This window comes from Niveispirillum sp. GW835-FHT14G11, from assembly GCF_058793615.1.
In genome coordinates, this window is sequence record NZ_JBXAFZ010000005.1 from 1 (window position 1) to 14,653 (window position 14,653).

A 14,653-nucleotide genomic window follows, 5' to 3' on the forward strand; every position below is an offset into this window, starting at 1 on the left:
ACGAACCAGACCCGCCAGCTCATCAAGATCCGCCGCCTGCGCATCCCTTCTCAACAGATTCACTTGTCAAAGAACCCTTGGCCAATGGCCAAACGACACCCGCCACCCGAACCGAAGTTCCGGCAACCAAACCCCGCATCTGCAAGGAAGGCATCAATCGCAGCAGCCTCAGCCACCGCGTCACCCCCTTCATCTAGGCCGTCCGGTCTAAACCGTCAAGCCCCAAATCCAGGGATCAGTCAACCATCGCCGCCAAGCGAACCCGGCGCGTCGGTGAGGCGCTTTCTAAACACCTTACCAAACCCTGTCAACCGGTTTTTTCTGCCTTTTTTCGTCGCCGCTCGCAGCTCCAAAAAACAAACCAAACCGACCAACTATTCCAACAATCGAACCAGGATCCTTAACAATCCCTGAACAATCACCAGATAAACGATGATCAACCGCTTGTTAACTTGTCTGGCCGGGGACCGACCGAAGAACCATGGATACTGGCCGAAACCCTTATCCTTTGCCCGTTTTGTTTCAGCGGCGAAGCCACCGTCCCAATCGGGAGCCGGGGTATAGCCCCGGTGATTGGGCGCTGCAACAACTATTTTCGAGAAGCGCCGCATTTTCTGTCAGACCAGACCCAGCGCCCGCAATTCGGCCAGAAGATGTTCCGGCAGCACGTCCCCCCCCTGGCTGTCGGCCAGGTCGGGCGGCGCATCCTCCGGCTTCAGGTAGCGCCAGCCCTGGAAGGGACGCTTGGGCATCGCCTGGGTTTCGACCAGTTCCGGGTCCATCAGCATGCGGCAATAATCGGTACCGTCCGGGTCGCGCACCTGATCAAAGCCGACGAAACGCTGCCGGCACTGCACGAAACCCTTCACCACCCAATAGATGCAGCCGCCATCCAGGAGTTCTGCCGTGCGGGTCGGTGCCCGCTTGGTATAGGTGGGGACAACCTGACGGCCATTCCAGGTGATCTGATGGTCGCGGCGCCAGTCGCGCATGGATTGCAGGCTGTCGGCACCAACGGCCAGACGCAGGAAATGAATGGTCATGATGGCATGGACCCGGAAGTCGCTTTCGGGCGTCTGATATGGACCGGCGCTCAGGCCCCGGCAAGCGGGTTGGAAGCGCGGCAGCGTCCCTCGAAATCGGTGGAGATGAATTCCGGCTTCTTGAACAGGCCGCGCAGCCAGGCCGCCAGCATGCACAATTCCTCCAGCTTCAGCACCTCGTCCAGGGTGCCGCTGGGGAAGCGCACCTCGAAGCTTTCGGAAATCGCCTCCAGCATCTCTTCCACCTGTTCGATGGAAAGGCCGCAATCGGTCTCCAGAACAGCGGTGCGGGTCAGGATCTTCTCATCGACGCCATATTCGTCGCGGATCAGCTTCACGATCCAGCGGAACATATGCATCCAGTTCGAAACGCCTTCAATGGATCGGCTCACGATCCCGCTCCCGTCTATACAGATGCTGCTACCCCGTCCGGGGGAGGTCCGCAGGCGCGAACCATCGCACTATCCGACAGGAGCGTTAATCTTTTTTTGTGGTGCGGAAGGATAGTCCCATTTCGTTGCCCGCAGCAGCGGCGCCGACATCCGTCACCCCGGCCGACACGCCCCGAGGCCCGCGGCGTCCGTCACCGCCGTTCGGCCCTGCGGGGCATCTTGTCGACAAGATCAGGTTTGGCCGTCGGTGGGCCGTGTCATCCCATGGTCCGTCTCACGATAGAGCGTCACCAGTTCATCCACCGCCGCCGACGGCACGCCCAGCGATTCGAGCGCGCCGCGCGCCAGGACCAGACTGCTCTCGAAAGTCTCCGGCACCACCGCCTCCACGCCCAGGGCCAGCAGGGCCGCGGCATGGGCCCGATCGCGGGCGCGGGCGAACAGGCGCAGGTTCGGCCAATGGTCGCGGAAGGCGGCCACGGTGCGGGCCGCGGCGTGCGGGTCATCAAGCGTGATGATGGCAGCCACGGCATGGTCGGCACCCAGCAGCTTCAGCGTCTCATGCCGGGAACTGTCGCCATAATGGAGGTGGGCGCCGACGGTCGCGTGCTGTCGCACCAGATCGGCATTCGTGTCGATGCCCACGAAGGGCACCTGCTGACGCGCCATCAACGCCGCCACGGTCTGGCCGACGCGGCCGAAACCGCAGATGATGACATGGTGTTGCGGTTCCTCTGCACCGGCGGCACCTACTGCCGTCGGCGATGCCACAGGGGCGAACCGGGCCACCAGCCGATCGGCCAAAGCCGGCAGGAAGGGGGTGACGGCGATGGACAGGCCAACCATGGCCGCCAGCGACTGTCCCAGCGCATTATCGATCAGCTTGCCCGACACAGCCGCGGCCAGGATGACGAAGGCGAATTCTCCCGCCTCCCCGAGCAGCAGTCCGGTGCGGATGGCCACATCCCGCGCCGCGCCAAAGGCCCGGGCCAGCAATCCCGCCACCAAAGCCTTCAAACTGATAAGGCCGACCACGCCGAGCACGATCCAATGTGCGCGGTCGGCGATGGCGGCGACATCGATGCCCAGGCCAACGGAGAGGAAGAACAGGCCCAGCAGCAGGCCCTTGAAGGGTTGCATGTCGGATTCGGCCTGATGCCGGAACTCTGTACCCGCCAGGACCAGCCCGGCCAGGAAGGCACCCAGCGCCGTCGACAGCCCGCCCAGCCCCGTGGCCCAGCCGGTGCCCAGCACGATCATCAAGGCGGTGGCCGTGAACAGTTCCGTGCTGCGCGTCGCCGCAACGGCCCGCAGCAGCGGACCCAATGTGAAGCGGCCCAGGAGCAGAATGGCGGCCACGGCCAACACGGCCTTGCCCAGCGCGATGGCCAGCGCCAGCGGCACCGACTGTCCCGGCGGGCCCGACAGGGTGGTGGCCAGCAGCAGCAGCGGCACTACGGCCAGATCCTGCAACAGCAGCACGGCGAAGGTGACGCGGCCGGTGGAGGAGGCCACCTGCCCACGCTCGATCAGCAACTGTACCACGACGGCGGTGGAGGAGAGCGCCAGCCCGCCGCCCAGCAAAACAGCGACGGGTACCTGCAGACCCAACACCACACCGACCGCGGCCAGCAAGGCGCCCGTCACCAGGAATTGCGCCACGCCCAGGCCGAAGACCCAGCGGCGCAGGGCGCGCAACCGCTCCCCCGACAGTTCCAGCCCGATCAGGAACAAGAGGAACACGACGCCCAGTTCCGCCACGGCGCGGACATCCTCCTCCAGCGATACCATGGCGAAACCTGACGGGCCCAGAATCAGCCCGCCCGCGAGATAGCCCAAAACAGGGCTGATTCGCAGCCGGTGAAGGAGTAGGATGCAACTGACGGCGACAGCCAGGAACATCAGCGTCTCTTCCACCATGGAAAAGCCGTGGGCCGCATGGGCCGTCAATGCTGTTCCTTCCACCACCGTCCCCCAACGCTCGGACAAATTCGGAACATCCCTAGCAGGGCTTTGTTGATTTGTTGAGAGCGGATGGAAATGGCGGGCATCGAATGTCAGCCCGCCCCCAGCCATGGAGGTCAACATGCCGACACAGAACCCCACTTCCCCCCGCCTGGCCGAAAGCGAATGGCGCCTGGCGAAGAAAACACCCGGTCCGGCGCAGCATCCGGCCGCACGTCAATCCCATGCCAATGAACAAGGCGCGCAGGACCTGCGTGAGGTCGAATGGCGCGCGGCGCGCCCCACCGACCACCAGCTACGCAAGGCCCAGGTGGGCAGGGCGTAACAGCAGACAGATTATAGAAAAGCCGGTGGCACATCCGCCGGCTTTTCTATTCCTGAAAATATTGCTGTTCGAAATCCGACAGCATTTCCTTCACATCAGCCAGCAGTCCCTTGATGAGACGCGGGTCGGGCTCCGTACACAGAGTCTCGTTTATCGCCTTTCCCAACTGCACCGACGCCAGGGCCAGCAGCTTCACGGCCATACGATCTTCCAGCTTCATCACCGCCTCGAACCACCAGGAACATCCCTAGATACTGGGGTGACGGTTTTTTTTCGACAATGATGTCGAAAGCACCAAAGCTGGGCCGTCAGGGGATCGGGAGCGGCGATCGGCGCCGGCCCCGATTCTTTCCAAGGGAGTAACCCATGGCCAAGTTCGTGCTGATCCTGCGTGAAGACCCCGCCACCTTTGCCGCCATGTCGCCAGATGAGATGCAGTCCATCATCACTGAATACGGCGCCTGGGGAGAGAAGCTGGCGCAGGCCGGGCTGCTGGCCGGCGGGGAGAAGCTGTGCGACGAGGGCGGGCGCCACCTGACGGCGCGATCCGGCGCCCTGGTCGCCACCGATGGCCCCTATGCGGAAGCCAAGGAGGTGATCGGCGGCTTCTTCATGGTCGAGGCCGCGGATTATGCCGGGGCGGAGGCGCTGGCGGCCGATTGCCCGCATCTGCGCTTCGGCCTGATCGAGATCCGGCAGATCGATGGCAGTTGCAGCGGCTGATGCTATGGCCGACGGGCACGATGCCGGTCCTTTGGTCGAGGGGCTGTTCCGCACGGAGGCCGGTCGGCTGACCGCCCGGCTGGCCCGGCTGCTGGGACCGGGGCGGCTGGAGGAGGCGGAGGAGATTGTGCAGTCGGCCTTGACCAAGGCCCTGCACGCCTGGCCGCGCACCGGCATCCCCGACAATCCCGCCGGCTGGCTGTGGCGGGCAGCCCGGAACGAGGCGGTGGACGGCTTGCGCCGCCGCCGCTTCACCGCTCCGGTCACGCCCGACGATCTGGCCGACAGTTTGCCCGACGAGGGCGCGCGGCCGGCGGACCCGCGCTTTGCCGCCGAACTGACGGATGAGAAGCTGGGCCTGATCTTCGCCTGCTGCCATCCGGTCCTGCCGGTAGAGGTGCGGGTGGCCCTGACCTTAAAGGCCGTTTGCGGCCTGGGCACCGGACAGATCGCCCGCGCCTTCCTGCTGCCGGAACCCACGGTGGGCCAGCGCATCACGCGCGCCAAGGCCAAGTTGGCGCAGGCATGTGTACCCTTTACCATTCCTGCCGGGAATGACCTGCCGGAACGGCTGGATGCCGTGCTGGGCACACTCTATCTGCTGTTCAATGAAGGGGTGGGCAGCAGCGACGGGGCGGAGATGATTCGCGCCGATCTGGTATCCGACGCGCTGCATCTGGCCCGGCAATTGGCTGACCATCCGGTGACGGGCCGGCCGGAGGCCGAAGCGATGGCGGCACTGACCTGCCTGACAGCCGCCCGGCTGCCAGCCCGCCAGGATGCGGACGGCATGCCCATCTTGCTGGCCGACCAGGATCGGGGCCGCTGGCACAAGGGCCTGATCGCCGCTGGATTCCGCCATCTGAAGGCCAGCATGGCCGGTGGGCAGGAAACGCGATGGCACCTGGAAGCGGCCATCGCCGCCGCTCACGCCATGGCATCCGACTGGCAGGCCACCGACTGGGGCCATATCGCCACGCTCTATGATCGGCTGGCAATGCTGTCGCCGGGCCCGGTGACGCTGCTGAACCGGGCGGTGGCGCTGGCCGAACGGGATGGCGCGGCCGCCGGCCTGGCGGCATTGGCACCGCTGGAAGGCGATGCGCTGATCGCCCGCTATCCCCTGTTCGCGGCCACCAAGGCGTCATTTCTGGAAAGGCTGGGGGAGCGCGAGCTGGCGGTGGAACAGCTGCGCCAGGCCATCAACATCGCCGATCGGATAGGGATCAACCAGCCCGATCGGCGATTGCTGGCTCTCCGTCTGGACAGGCTGTCGGAATAGGCTTGCGCGTGCAGCGCAACATCGCGTTCCCTTAACCATAAGGGGGTTTCACCCCGGATTAAGGAAGGGGAGGACCGCTCAATGCATGTGTCAGCCATCCTGAAGAACAAGGGCGCCACCATCATCACCACGCGCCCGGATGAGAATGTCGCTTCCGTCACCCATGTCCTGCATGCCAACCGTATCGGCGCCATCCTGGTGCTGAATGATGCCGGGGGTATTGCCGGCATCCTGTCGGAACGCGACATCGTGCGGGGCCTGGCCTTGCACGGCGCCAGCGTACTGGACAAGCCGGTATCGGCCCTGATGACGGCCAAGGTCGTCTCCTGCGCGCCGGCCGACAGCGTGGCGACGGTGATGAGCCGGATGACCGAAGGCCGCTTCCGTCACATGCCCGTGGTGGAGAACGGTATCCTGGTCGGCGTCATCTCCATCGGCGACGTGGTGAAGTTCCGTTTGGCGGAATATACCCACGAGGTGGAGAGCCTGCGCGACTATGTGGCCGGCCGGGGCTGACAACCCCGACCATTTGTTGAAAATCCGCGTCCCCTGCCCACGAATGACAGGAGATCGACGATGTTCATGTCCATGAATGGCGGGCTGTGGTCCCGCCGGGGGGAGCCGGCCGTCGATAGGGCGCCATCCATCCCCCTGCGGGATCAGCCCTTGCCTGATGGGCAAGTCGATCCCGCGGAACGGTTCAAGTTCCTGGTCTGCGTGGATGGCAGTGCGCAAAGCCGCGCCGCCCTGCGCTTTGCCGCCTTGCGCGCCCGCAACACCGGCGGCCTGCTAGCCCTTCTGCATGTATGCGAACCAGTGGATTGCCAAGGCTGGATGCGCGTGGCCGACACGATGGAAGCCGAACAGCGGGAAGAAGCCGAATGCCTGCTCCAGGATCTGGCGGGGGAGGTTTGGGCCCTGACCGGATTGCGGCCGGAATTGAACTTCCGGCGCGGCACCATCGGTACCGAAATATTGGAGGCGATCCGCGAGGATGGCGACATCCATGCCCTGGTGGTGGGGGCAGCACCGCCCTCCGCGCGCAAGGGGAGGCTGATTTCCTGGCTGGCGGGGGAATTGGCGGGATCGCTGGACATTCCGCTGGTCATCGTGCCCGGCAACCTGACGGCACGGCAGATCGACAGGCTTGCGTAATAAGCAGCGGCGCTTCACTCCCGCCGCAGCACCTTGTCCATGATCAGGTTGGCCCAGCGGCGCGACCGGAACCCGGCCTTCATGGTGACGGGATCGTATTCCTTTTCCACCCAATCATAGAATTCATCGACCGTGCGCCTGCCCGTGGCCAGGAAGCTTTCGAAGAAATGGTCGAGGATGCCGGTCTTGGAATGGCGCAGGTGCCCGTATTTCCAGGAAAGCTGCGCCATCGCCTGCTCCAGCGGCTGGCCCTGGCCCACGAACTGATACAGCACGCTCATCAGCCCGACCCGGTCCGCGCCGGCCTTGCAATGCATGACGGTGGGACCTTCCAGGCGGCGGAACAGTTCACGGGCTGCGAACAGATCCTCCTTGCGGGGCACGTCGCGCGACCGCACGGTGAAATCGACCAGTTCGATCCCCAGACGGGCACAGGCCCGCACCTCGAAGAAATAGGAACCGCAGGTGGTGCGCCGACCACGCAGATTGATGATTGTGCGGATACCCATGCGGGCCAGATCGTCCATCTGCCCGCGGGTGGGCTGACTGGACCGGTACATGTCCGGGCCGATGCGATGGAAATTACGATAAGCCATGCGGATGAACGCATGGTCTTTGAACAGCATGTCGGCGTAGCGCCGGGCCAACAACCGCCGACAGTCGGACCGTGCCCATTCCGGCACCCCGATCCCGGCATGTCGCAGGCGGGTCTCTTCGTACTGCATGCCCGTTCCCTCGCCCCAGCGTCGGAGAGGGCTGTGACACTCGTTGGTGCTACCTCTGCCGACGCCCCATACATACGACAGCCGCCCAAGCCGGGGCGAGCGCAAAAAGCGCTGCATTCGGTTATGTTTATTTGACGCTGCCTGTTTCACGCTGTCTGAGCGCCGTTCAAACGCTGGTCAGCCGCGCGATTGCTGGCCATTCGGCCCTTCATATGCCCCCTTGCCTTGTGCCTGGAACCGGCCTAGGGTCCCTGCGCCCAATGTGGAGAGGGGTTGTTTCCCGTGGTTCCCAGCTTGTCGTTTTCCGCGCCGCGCGTTCTGCGGCATCTTCTGCTTGCCGGCGCCGCCGCGCTGTGTGCGACGGGCGGCGTTTCCGCCCAATCCTCCAGCCAGCAGCAGCCCTCCTCGGGCAGCGGCCTGATCCTGCCCGGTGCCGGGCCGCAGCAATCGGGTGGCCCGGCCGCCGGCACCATTGGTGCTGGCCCGGCCGCAGGCACCATCGGGCAGCAGGCTCCGCAGGCCAGTCAGGCGCCGGCCGCCGGCACCGTGGGCGCCGCCGCCCAGGGCGGTCCCCGCCCCGCAGCCGCTGTCGCCCCGCCCAAGCCGGCTGGCAAGCCCGGCGCGCCCAAGGGCGAATGGCAGGTCGGCCCTCAGGTCTTCACCGATGGCAGCTTCAAGATGTGCGGCGCCTCGGTCGAATACGACAATAACCTGCATCTGATCTTCCTGCGCAATCCGGCCAAGCGGGTGCAGATGGTGCTGGGCATCCCCGGCGCGCAGATGCCCACGGGCCAGCGTGCGGCGCTGAAGGTTTCCATCGATGGCAAGATCAACCGTGAACTGGGCGCCGTCGTCAGCCAGCCCAACGCCCTGGCCATCGGCCTGGGTGATGATGCGGAACTGTTAAAGGGCCTGACCACGGGGTCGATCCTGACCATCGAGGTGCCGGGCGACACCGCGTCCTTCCAATTGAAGGGCACGACCAAGGCCATGAACGAGCTGACCAGCTGCGTCGACAAGGGCGTGGCCGGGACTTTGCAGCTGCCGCAGCCGACGGAGCCGGTGATCGCCCCGACATTGGCCAAGCTCCTGGTCGATGCCGGCCTGCAGAATGCCCATGCCATTCCGGTGGACAAGTTCCCGCCGCAGCAGCGCCCGGGCGATTATGCCTGGCAGATTGGCGACAAGGTGCTGGGTGCCGTGCGTAGCTTCCCCATGGGGGAACAGGCCGGCGATTTCACCAAGGTGGCCGATACCTACATGGAGCAGCTGAAGAAAAGCTGCGAAGGCACTTATACGCCCACCATGGGTGCGGTGGAAAAACTGCCTGCCTATCAGCTTCGTTCCGGCTCCGTATCGTGCCAGGCGGCCAACAGCAAGATCCATGTCGCCCTGGTGATGCAGTTGATCGAACTGCCCAAGCAGCAGGGCCAGGAACAAGCGATCCGCGTGCTGAACGTCTTCTCGCATGAGGCGGTGGAAGCGGAGAAGGCCCAGGCTGATGCGGCGTCCGCCGGCATCATCAAGGTGTTGAAGGAAAAGGGCAAGGAACCCCTGCCCACTCCCGGCGCGCCAGCCCCGGCCACCGCACCGAAGGGGAATTGATCACGACCGGCGGGCCCGTCCCGTCGGGTTGATTTGGAAAGGCCGGGCCTCAGCGCCCGGCCTTTTTCTTTGCACAGCTGCAATAAACTGCCCGCAATGGCCCTTTCCACCCTCATTAAAGCGGACCTTCACGGGTCCAGCCATGTCGTGATGAGTGGAAGTACAGGCCGGGATTTGGATTAGACTATACCTGAGACCGGTATCCACTCCAGAAGATGTCGGCAATCAGGGAGGGACGTCCATGACACGTGCAGTCCCGACACACCGTGGCCTTGTCCGCCGCCTTGCCGGTACCGCGACCCTGCTGCTGCTGGGTGTTGCCCCAGTCGCTGCAGAGATGTCGCCACCCCCGCCGCCAACGGTTCCCGGCCCCATCTATGCCATCCCCACCCGCCCCGACCGCGCGGGCCGCGTGCTGGCGCCCGTGGTGGTGGATGGTTATGGCCCTGTGCGCTTCCTGGTCGATACCGGCTGTTCCGGTACGATGATCGGAATGGACATTGCCCGTACCCTGGGCTTCGTGGCGCCACCCGCCCCCTTGCCCGGCATGGGCATGGGCGCCGATGTTACCGTCACCGGCAATATGGTGCGCGTGCATGACGTGCTGGGCCCGGTGATCATGCCCACCATGAGGGTCGGCCGCATCGATATGGGCCGCTTCGTGGCGGAGGATATGGTGACGCCCGTGCTGTCCTTCGGCGACCTGTCGGGGGCCGGTGGCGTGCTGGGCACCAACAGCCTGCAGGGCAAGCGCCTGTCGGTGAATTTCCGCCGCGATGAGATCAAGATCGAACAGTCCCGGCGCTTTGCCCCCACCGGCTTTGATTCAGTGAAGGGCCGCGTCCATCCCACAGGCCTGGTCATCGTGCCGGTGGAGATCGGCGGCCTGATCGTGAACGGCCTGGTCGATACGGGAGCGGAACGATCAATGTTCAACCCCGTACTGCTGGAAGCGCTGAAGAATCGCGGTAAGCCCGCCAGTCTGATCGGCAAGATCGAGGTGGTGAATCTGGCCGGGGAGACTCGGACGGGGGAGGTGTTCCTGATGCCCCGGATAAAGATCGGGCCGGTCAGCTTCACCGGGCTGCCTGCAACGATGGTCGATGCCCATGCTTACACGGCCCTGGGGCTGGAGGATGAACCGGCCTTCATCCTGGGCATGGATGTACTGGGTCTCAGCGACGGCTTCGCCATCGATTTCGGTACCGGCAGCCTGCATCTTCGCATGCGGATGTCGGCCCGCACCGCGCAGCCATATGGCTCGCGCCTGGGCGATCGCGCCACCTGAAGGACAGGCTTGGCCCCGCCTATGACCACCTATACACAAAGGCAGTGGGAATAAAATTCCGTGTCTACGCCGACACACATGGCAGACGTTCCTTAGGTTGGAAGGCATTAACCCTGCTCCGCACATGACTTTATCGGCAACGTCGGTTATTACAAGACGAGTCGGAGTAATGTCATGAAGCCGCTGAAAACCGCCCTCTTCGCCGTTTGTTTCGGCCTCGTCACCGCCCCTGCCCTGGCGCAGGATGCGGGCGCGCCCGATTCCGAACTGCCGAGCGCTTATATTCAGGGGTTGTCGGGCCGCTATGTCGCTGGCCCGGCCGGTAATGCCGCTACATATGGATTGAGTTCCACCAATCCCGGCCTGTCGGCAGGCAATGACTGGCATCCGATGGAAAGCTTCCGCCTGGAACTGGAATATGCCTATCGCGACCGCGATTCGGCCCTGCTCACCGCTCCCAGCGTTGATGGCGCGATCGGATCGCTGGGCACCATGGCCAATGCCAGGGTCAATATGAAGGTGACCGACTGGCTGACCCCCTATGTCGGCATCGGCATGGGCTGGACCCGGACGGAGGCGGAGCGGTTGGCCATGGGCTATACCGACGCACGCGCCGACAGCTTCGCCTATCAGGGCGTGGTGGGCTTGTCGGTCCCCGTCAGCGGTAGCTTCTCCTTCTTCGCCGACGGCCGCTATGTACGCGGCGGGGAACCCAGCTTCACCGCCACCGATGATTTCGCTGCCCATGGCACGGCGCAGACCTGGTCCGCCCTTGCCGGCGTGCGCTTCACCTTCGGGAAGTGACCCAGGCGCCCCTGCGGGCGCCCATCAGGTCTTTCGCACAATCAGCTCCCCTTCAGGCCCCTGCCCTTCAGGATCGCGTCACCACCCAGCTTCGCCCGCACGGCGTCGATGGCGCGTTCCACCTTGGCGCGCTGCTGCTGGCCTGGATCGGCCAGATCGGGCGGGTCGGCGTCGCGCGGGTCGACCAGATCATGGCAGCCGATGCCCAGCAGGCGGAAGCGCCGGCCGTCACACTCCACGCGCAGCAGGTCGCGCCCCGTGCGGAAGATGCGGTCGGCCAGTTGCGTGGGCGATGAAAGGCGCTGGTTGCGGGTGATCAGCTTGAAATCGGGAGTTTTCAGCTTCAAGGTCACGGTGATGCCGGCATGGCCGCCGGCCTTCATCCGTTTCGACACTTTCTCCGCCAGCGGCCATAGTTCCCGTTCCAGATCCGCCAGCGCCGACAGATCATGGTTGAAGGTCGTTTCCGACGAGATACTTTTCATCGGGCTATGCGGCGTGACGCGCCGGTCATCCTGCCCGCGCGAGAAATGATAGAGCCGCATGCCCATGGAGCCATAGCGACGGACCAGTTCCTTCATTTCCAGTTCGCGGATCTGGCCGATGGTGCGGATACCGTCGGCCTGCATCTTGGTGGCCAGCGCCTTGCCCACGCCCCAAATCATGCCGATGGGTTTGGAGGCCAGGAAGGACAGGGTCTCAGCATTGCCGATGGTGGCGAATCCGCGCGGCTTGTCCAGGTCGCTGGCCAGCTTGGCCAGGAACTTGTTGTGCGACAGACCGATCGACGCGGTGACCCCCACCTCCGTCTCGATGCGCCGCACCAGCCGCACCAGGGTGCGCGCCGGACTGCCGCCATGCAGCAGTTCCGTGCCGGAAAGGTCCAGGAAAGCCTCATCGATGGAGATGGGTTCCACCAGCGGCGTTGTCTCCTGCATCAGGGTCCGCACCTCCCGCCCCACAGCCACATACTTGCGCATGTCGGGCTTGATGACGGTAGCGTTGGGACAGAGCTGGAGCGCCTTGAACATCGGCATGGCCGACCGGACGCCATAAAGCCGGGCGATATAGCAGCAGGCCGACACCACGCCGCGATGCCCGCCGCCCACGATCACCGGCTGGTCGGCCAGCTCCGGCCGATCGCGCTTCTCCACGCTGGCATAGAAGGCATCGCAGTCGATATGGGCGATGGACAGCCCATGCAGTTCCGGATGCTTGACCATCCGCACCGATCCGCATGCCACGCAACGCCGCGCCGCCGTCTGCGGTTCCCCGCAATCACGGCACAGCGCGTCGGGCGTTGGAATGGAAACGGACATTGGCGGATCGGTCGGCATAGTGGATGATGTCAAAAGGTAACGAATGGTTAAGAGTCGTACCCGTCTAATGACGGATGCCCAACGGGGGGCCGGACGCGGGGATCGTGCCCAGACGACGGGCGTGACCAGCGACCACAGGTGAGGATGCGGAGCGGTGCCGATGAGTGTGGACCAGATCCAGGACGCCGATCAGGCAGCACCGCGCCAGCGCCGCGTGCTGATCGTGGAGGATAATGAGCTGAATATGAAGCTCTTCCACGACCTTCTGGAAGCGCACGGCTATGCGACATTGCAGACAAAGGACGGGATGGACGCGTTGCGCCTGGCCCGGCTGCACCGCCCCGACCTGATCCTCATGGATATTCAGCTCCCCGAGGTATCCGGGCTTGAGGTTACCAAGTGGTTGAAGGAAGATGATGAACTGAAGGTCATCCCCGTGGTGGCCGTCACCGCCTTCGCCATGAAGGGGGATGAAGAGAAAATTCGCGAGGGCGGTTGCGAGGATTACATCGCCAAGCCAATCTCCGTCGCGAAGTTTCTGCAAACGGTGCAACGTTTCCTTTGACGGCCTGGACGTACCGGGCCGGTGGGTGTGAAAACCATGTCGGCTCGGGTTCTTGTCGTTGACGATGTCCTGCCCAATGTAAAGCTGCTGGCAGCCAAGCTGACCAGGGAATATTTCGACGTCGTAACGGCCAATTCCGGGCCCGAAGCGTTGGAACGCATCCGTGCCCAGCACCCGGACATCGTGCTGCTGGACGTGATGATGCCCGGCATGGATGGGTTCGAGGTGTGCGAGAAGATTCGCTCCGACCCGGCCACCATGCACATTCCCGTCGTCATGGTCACAGCATTGTCCGACGCATCCGATCGCGTGCGCGGGCTGGAGGCCGGGGCCGACGATTTCCTGACCAAACCTGTCAATGACGTGGCCCTGTTTGCCCGCGTCCGCTCGCTCGTCCGCCTGAAGATGATGACGGACGAGTGGCGGTTGCGCGAAAGCACGTCCGGCCAGCTGGGCATGCTGGTCTCCACCGATTCGGTCCATACCCAGACCGCGGAGGCCGCCCGGGTGCTGGTGGTGGAGGACAGCGCCATTGATCTGGATAAGATCGTGGAAACGGTGGCCCGCGACCGCGATGTGGTGACCGACACCGACACTTGCGCCGGCGGCCTGGAACTGGCGCTGGCGGAGGAGTTCGAGTTGATCGTCATCTCGCTGACGCTGATGCGGGAGGATGGCCTGCGCCTCTGCTCCCAGCTTCGCTCCCATGAGAAGACGCGCCAGATTCCCATCCTGCTGCTGGCGGACGAGACGGACATGGACCGAATCGCCAAGGGGCTGGAACTGGGGGCCAATGATTACCTGATCAAGCCCATCGACCGGAACGAACTGCTGGCCCGTACCCGCACCCAGGTACGGCGCAAGCGTTATCAGGACAAACTGCGCGCCAATTACGAAGCCAGCCTGTCCATGGCCCTGACCGACAGCCTGACCAGCCTGTTCAACCGCCGCTACCTGTCGGCCCACCTGCCGCGCCTGCTGGACCGGTCGGGGGGCAACAACAAGCCCGTATCGGCCCTGCTGTTCGATATCGACCATTTCAAGGTGGTGAACGACACCTGGGGCCATGGTGTGGGTGACGAGGTGCTGAAGGAAGTGGCGCAGCGCGCCAGCCGCAACCTGCGCAATTTCGACCTGGTGGCCCGCATGGGCGGCGAGGAATTCGTCGTCATCATGCCCGACACCGATGCCAGCCAAGCCATGGTCGTTGCCGAACGCCTGCGCCGACGCATCGCCGAGGAATCCTTCGCCGTGTCCGCACCGGTGGGCAAGATCGACGTGACGATCAGTATCGGCGTGGCCGTGGCCGACAGCGCTCTGGATGCCGAGGGCAAACCGGAATCGGGCGATGCCCTGCTGCGCCGCGCCGACACCGCGCTGTATCAGGCCAAGCGCAGCGGCCGCAACCGGGTGGTGGCGGACGGGGCGGGCGAATAAGGGAAGGGTAAGGGGCTCTACCCCC

At 64.4% G+C, this 14,653-nt stretch carries 17 protein-coding genes; 11 read left to right on the forward strand and 6 right to left on the reverse strand.

The annotated features are described in order from the left end of the window. Positions 1-197 (forward strand): hypothetical protein (locus tag AC1Q7F_RS10615; RefSeq protein ID WP_492506503.1); only part of this gene is annotated, 197 nt, incomplete at its 5' end. 420 nt (positions 198-617) lie between these two features. On the opposite strand, the gene AC1Q7F_RS10620 is transcribed toward AC1Q7F_RS10615, so the two are convergent. The 3 genes from AC1Q7F_RS10620 to AC1Q7F_RS10630 form a co-directional block, all read right to left on the reverse strand. Then, positions 618-1,043 carry a DUF1489 family protein gene (locus tag AC1Q7F_RS10620; protein WP_492506505.1) on the reverse strand — a complete coding sequence of 142 codons (426 nt, stop codon included), beginning with the start codon at positions 1,041-1,043 and terminating at the stop codon, positions 618-620. A gap of 50 nt (positions 1,044-1,093) precedes the next feature. Further along, the gene (locus AC1Q7F_RS10625) at positions 1,094-1,435 is read right to left on the reverse strand and encodes an acyl carrier protein (protein WP_492506507.1); all 342 of its coding nucleotides are present in this window, start codon (positions 1,433-1,435) and stop codon (positions 1,094-1,096) included. Between the two features lie 231 nt (positions 1,436-1,666). Next, positions 1,667-3,424 carry a monovalent cation:proton antiporter-2 (CPA2) family protein gene (locus AC1Q7F_RS10630; RefSeq protein WP_492506509.1) on the reverse strand — a complete coding sequence of 586 codons (1,758 nt, stop codon included), beginning with the start codon at positions 3,422-3,424 and terminating at the stop codon, positions 1,667-1,669. 97 nt (positions 3,425-3,521) lie between these two features. On the opposite strand from AC1Q7F_RS10630, the gene AC1Q7F_RS10635 reads away from it, so the two are divergent. Continuing rightward, a complete protein-coding gene (locus AC1Q7F_RS10635; RefSeq protein ID WP_492506511.1) occupies positions 3,522-3,725 on the forward strand; it encodes a hypothetical protein in 204 nt (67 codons plus the stop codon). 46 nt (positions 3,726-3,771) lie between these two features. Here the strand turns inward: AC1Q7F_RS10635 and AC1Q7F_RS10640 are convergent, their stop codons facing one another. Then, on the reverse strand, positions 3,772-3,945 hold the full coding sequence (locus AC1Q7F_RS10640) for a hypothetical protein (RefSeq protein WP_492506512.1): 174 nt from the start codon (positions 3,943-3,945) through the stop codon (positions 3,772-3,774). A gap of 146 nt (positions 3,946-4,091) precedes the next feature. Between AC1Q7F_RS10640 and AC1Q7F_RS10645 the strand changes: the two genes are divergently transcribed. The 4 genes from AC1Q7F_RS10645 (at position 4,092) to AC1Q7F_RS10660 (ending at position 6,885) form a co-directional block, all read left to right on the forward strand. Then, the gene (locus AC1Q7F_RS10645; RefSeq protein ID WP_492506514.1) at positions 4,092-4,448 is read left to right on the forward strand and encodes a YciI family protein; all 357 of its coding nucleotides are present in this window, start codon (positions 4,092-4,094) and stop codon (positions 4,446-4,448) included. Positions 4,449-4,452: 4 nt separating this feature from the next. After that, positions 4,453-5,730 (forward strand): RNA polymerase sigma factor, encoded by a 1,278-nt coding sequence (locus AC1Q7F_RS10650; RefSeq protein ID WP_492506516.1) that lies wholly within the window; start codon positions 4,453-4,455, stop codon positions 5,728-5,730. 81 nt (positions 5,731-5,811) lie between these two features. After that, a complete protein-coding gene (locus AC1Q7F_RS10655; RefSeq protein WP_492506518.1) occupies positions 5,812-6,246 on the forward strand; it encodes a CBS domain-containing protein in 435 nt (144 codons plus the stop codon). A gap of 60 nt (positions 6,247-6,306) precedes the next feature. Continuing rightward, positions 6,307-6,885 (forward strand): universal stress protein, encoded by a 579-nt coding sequence (locus AC1Q7F_RS10660; RefSeq protein WP_492506520.1) that lies wholly within the window; start codon positions 6,307-6,309, stop codon positions 6,883-6,885. Between the two features lie 14 nt (positions 6,886-6,899). Here AC1Q7F_RS10660 and AC1Q7F_RS10665 read toward each other — a convergent pair whose 3' ends face one another. Further along, positions 6,900-7,610 carry a fused DSP-PTPase phosphatase/NAD kinase-like protein gene (locus tag AC1Q7F_RS10665; protein ID WP_492506522.1) on the reverse strand — a complete coding sequence of 237 codons (711 nt, stop codon included), beginning with the start codon at positions 7,608-7,610 and terminating at the stop codon, positions 6,900-6,902. Between the two features lie 294 nt (positions 7,611-7,904). Between AC1Q7F_RS10665 and AC1Q7F_RS10670 the strand changes: the two genes are divergently transcribed. The 3 genes from AC1Q7F_RS10670 (at position 7,905) to AC1Q7F_RS10680 (ending at position 11,307) form a co-directional block, all read left to right on the forward strand. After that, entirely contained in the window at positions 7,905-9,215 is a 1,311-nt protein-coding gene (locus tag AC1Q7F_RS10670) for a hypothetical protein (RefSeq protein ID WP_492506524.1), read from the forward strand. Positions 9,216-9,456: 241 nt separating this feature from the next. Further along, positions 9,457-10,503, forward strand: a complete 1,047-nt coding sequence (locus AC1Q7F_RS10675) for a retropepsin-like aspartic protease (RefSeq protein WP_492506526.1) — start codon at positions 9,457-9,459, stop codon at positions 10,501-10,503. Positions 10,504-10,677: 174 nt separating this feature from the next. Then, complete coding sequence (locus AC1Q7F_RS10680; protein ID WP_492506528.1) at positions 10,678-11,307, forward strand: outer membrane protein; 630 nt, start codon at positions 10,678-10,680, stop codon at positions 11,305-11,307. A 41-nt stretch (positions 11,308-11,348) separates the two neighbouring features. Here the strand turns inward: AC1Q7F_RS10680 and AC1Q7F_RS10685 are convergent, their stop codons facing one another. After that, positions 11,349-12,644, reverse strand: coding sequence for a DNA polymerase IV (locus AC1Q7F_RS10685; protein WP_492506530.1), 1,296 nt, complete (start codon positions 12,642-12,644; stop codon positions 11,349-11,351). A 142-nt stretch (positions 12,645-12,786) separates the two neighbouring features. On the opposite strand from AC1Q7F_RS10685, the gene AC1Q7F_RS10690 reads away from it, so the two are divergent. Both AC1Q7F_RS10690 and AC1Q7F_RS10695 read left to right on the forward strand, forming a co-directional pair. After that, a complete protein-coding gene (locus tag AC1Q7F_RS10690) occupies positions 12,787-13,191 on the forward strand; it encodes a response regulator (protein ID WP_492506532.1) in 405 nt (134 codons plus the stop codon). A 36-nt stretch (positions 13,192-13,227) separates the two neighbouring features. Next, on the forward strand, positions 13,228-14,628 hold the full coding sequence (locus AC1Q7F_RS10695) for a PleD family two-component system response regulator (RefSeq protein ID WP_492506534.1): 1,401 nt from the start codon (positions 13,228-13,230) through the stop codon (positions 14,626-14,628). Positions 14,629-14,653: the final 25 nt, after the last annotated feature.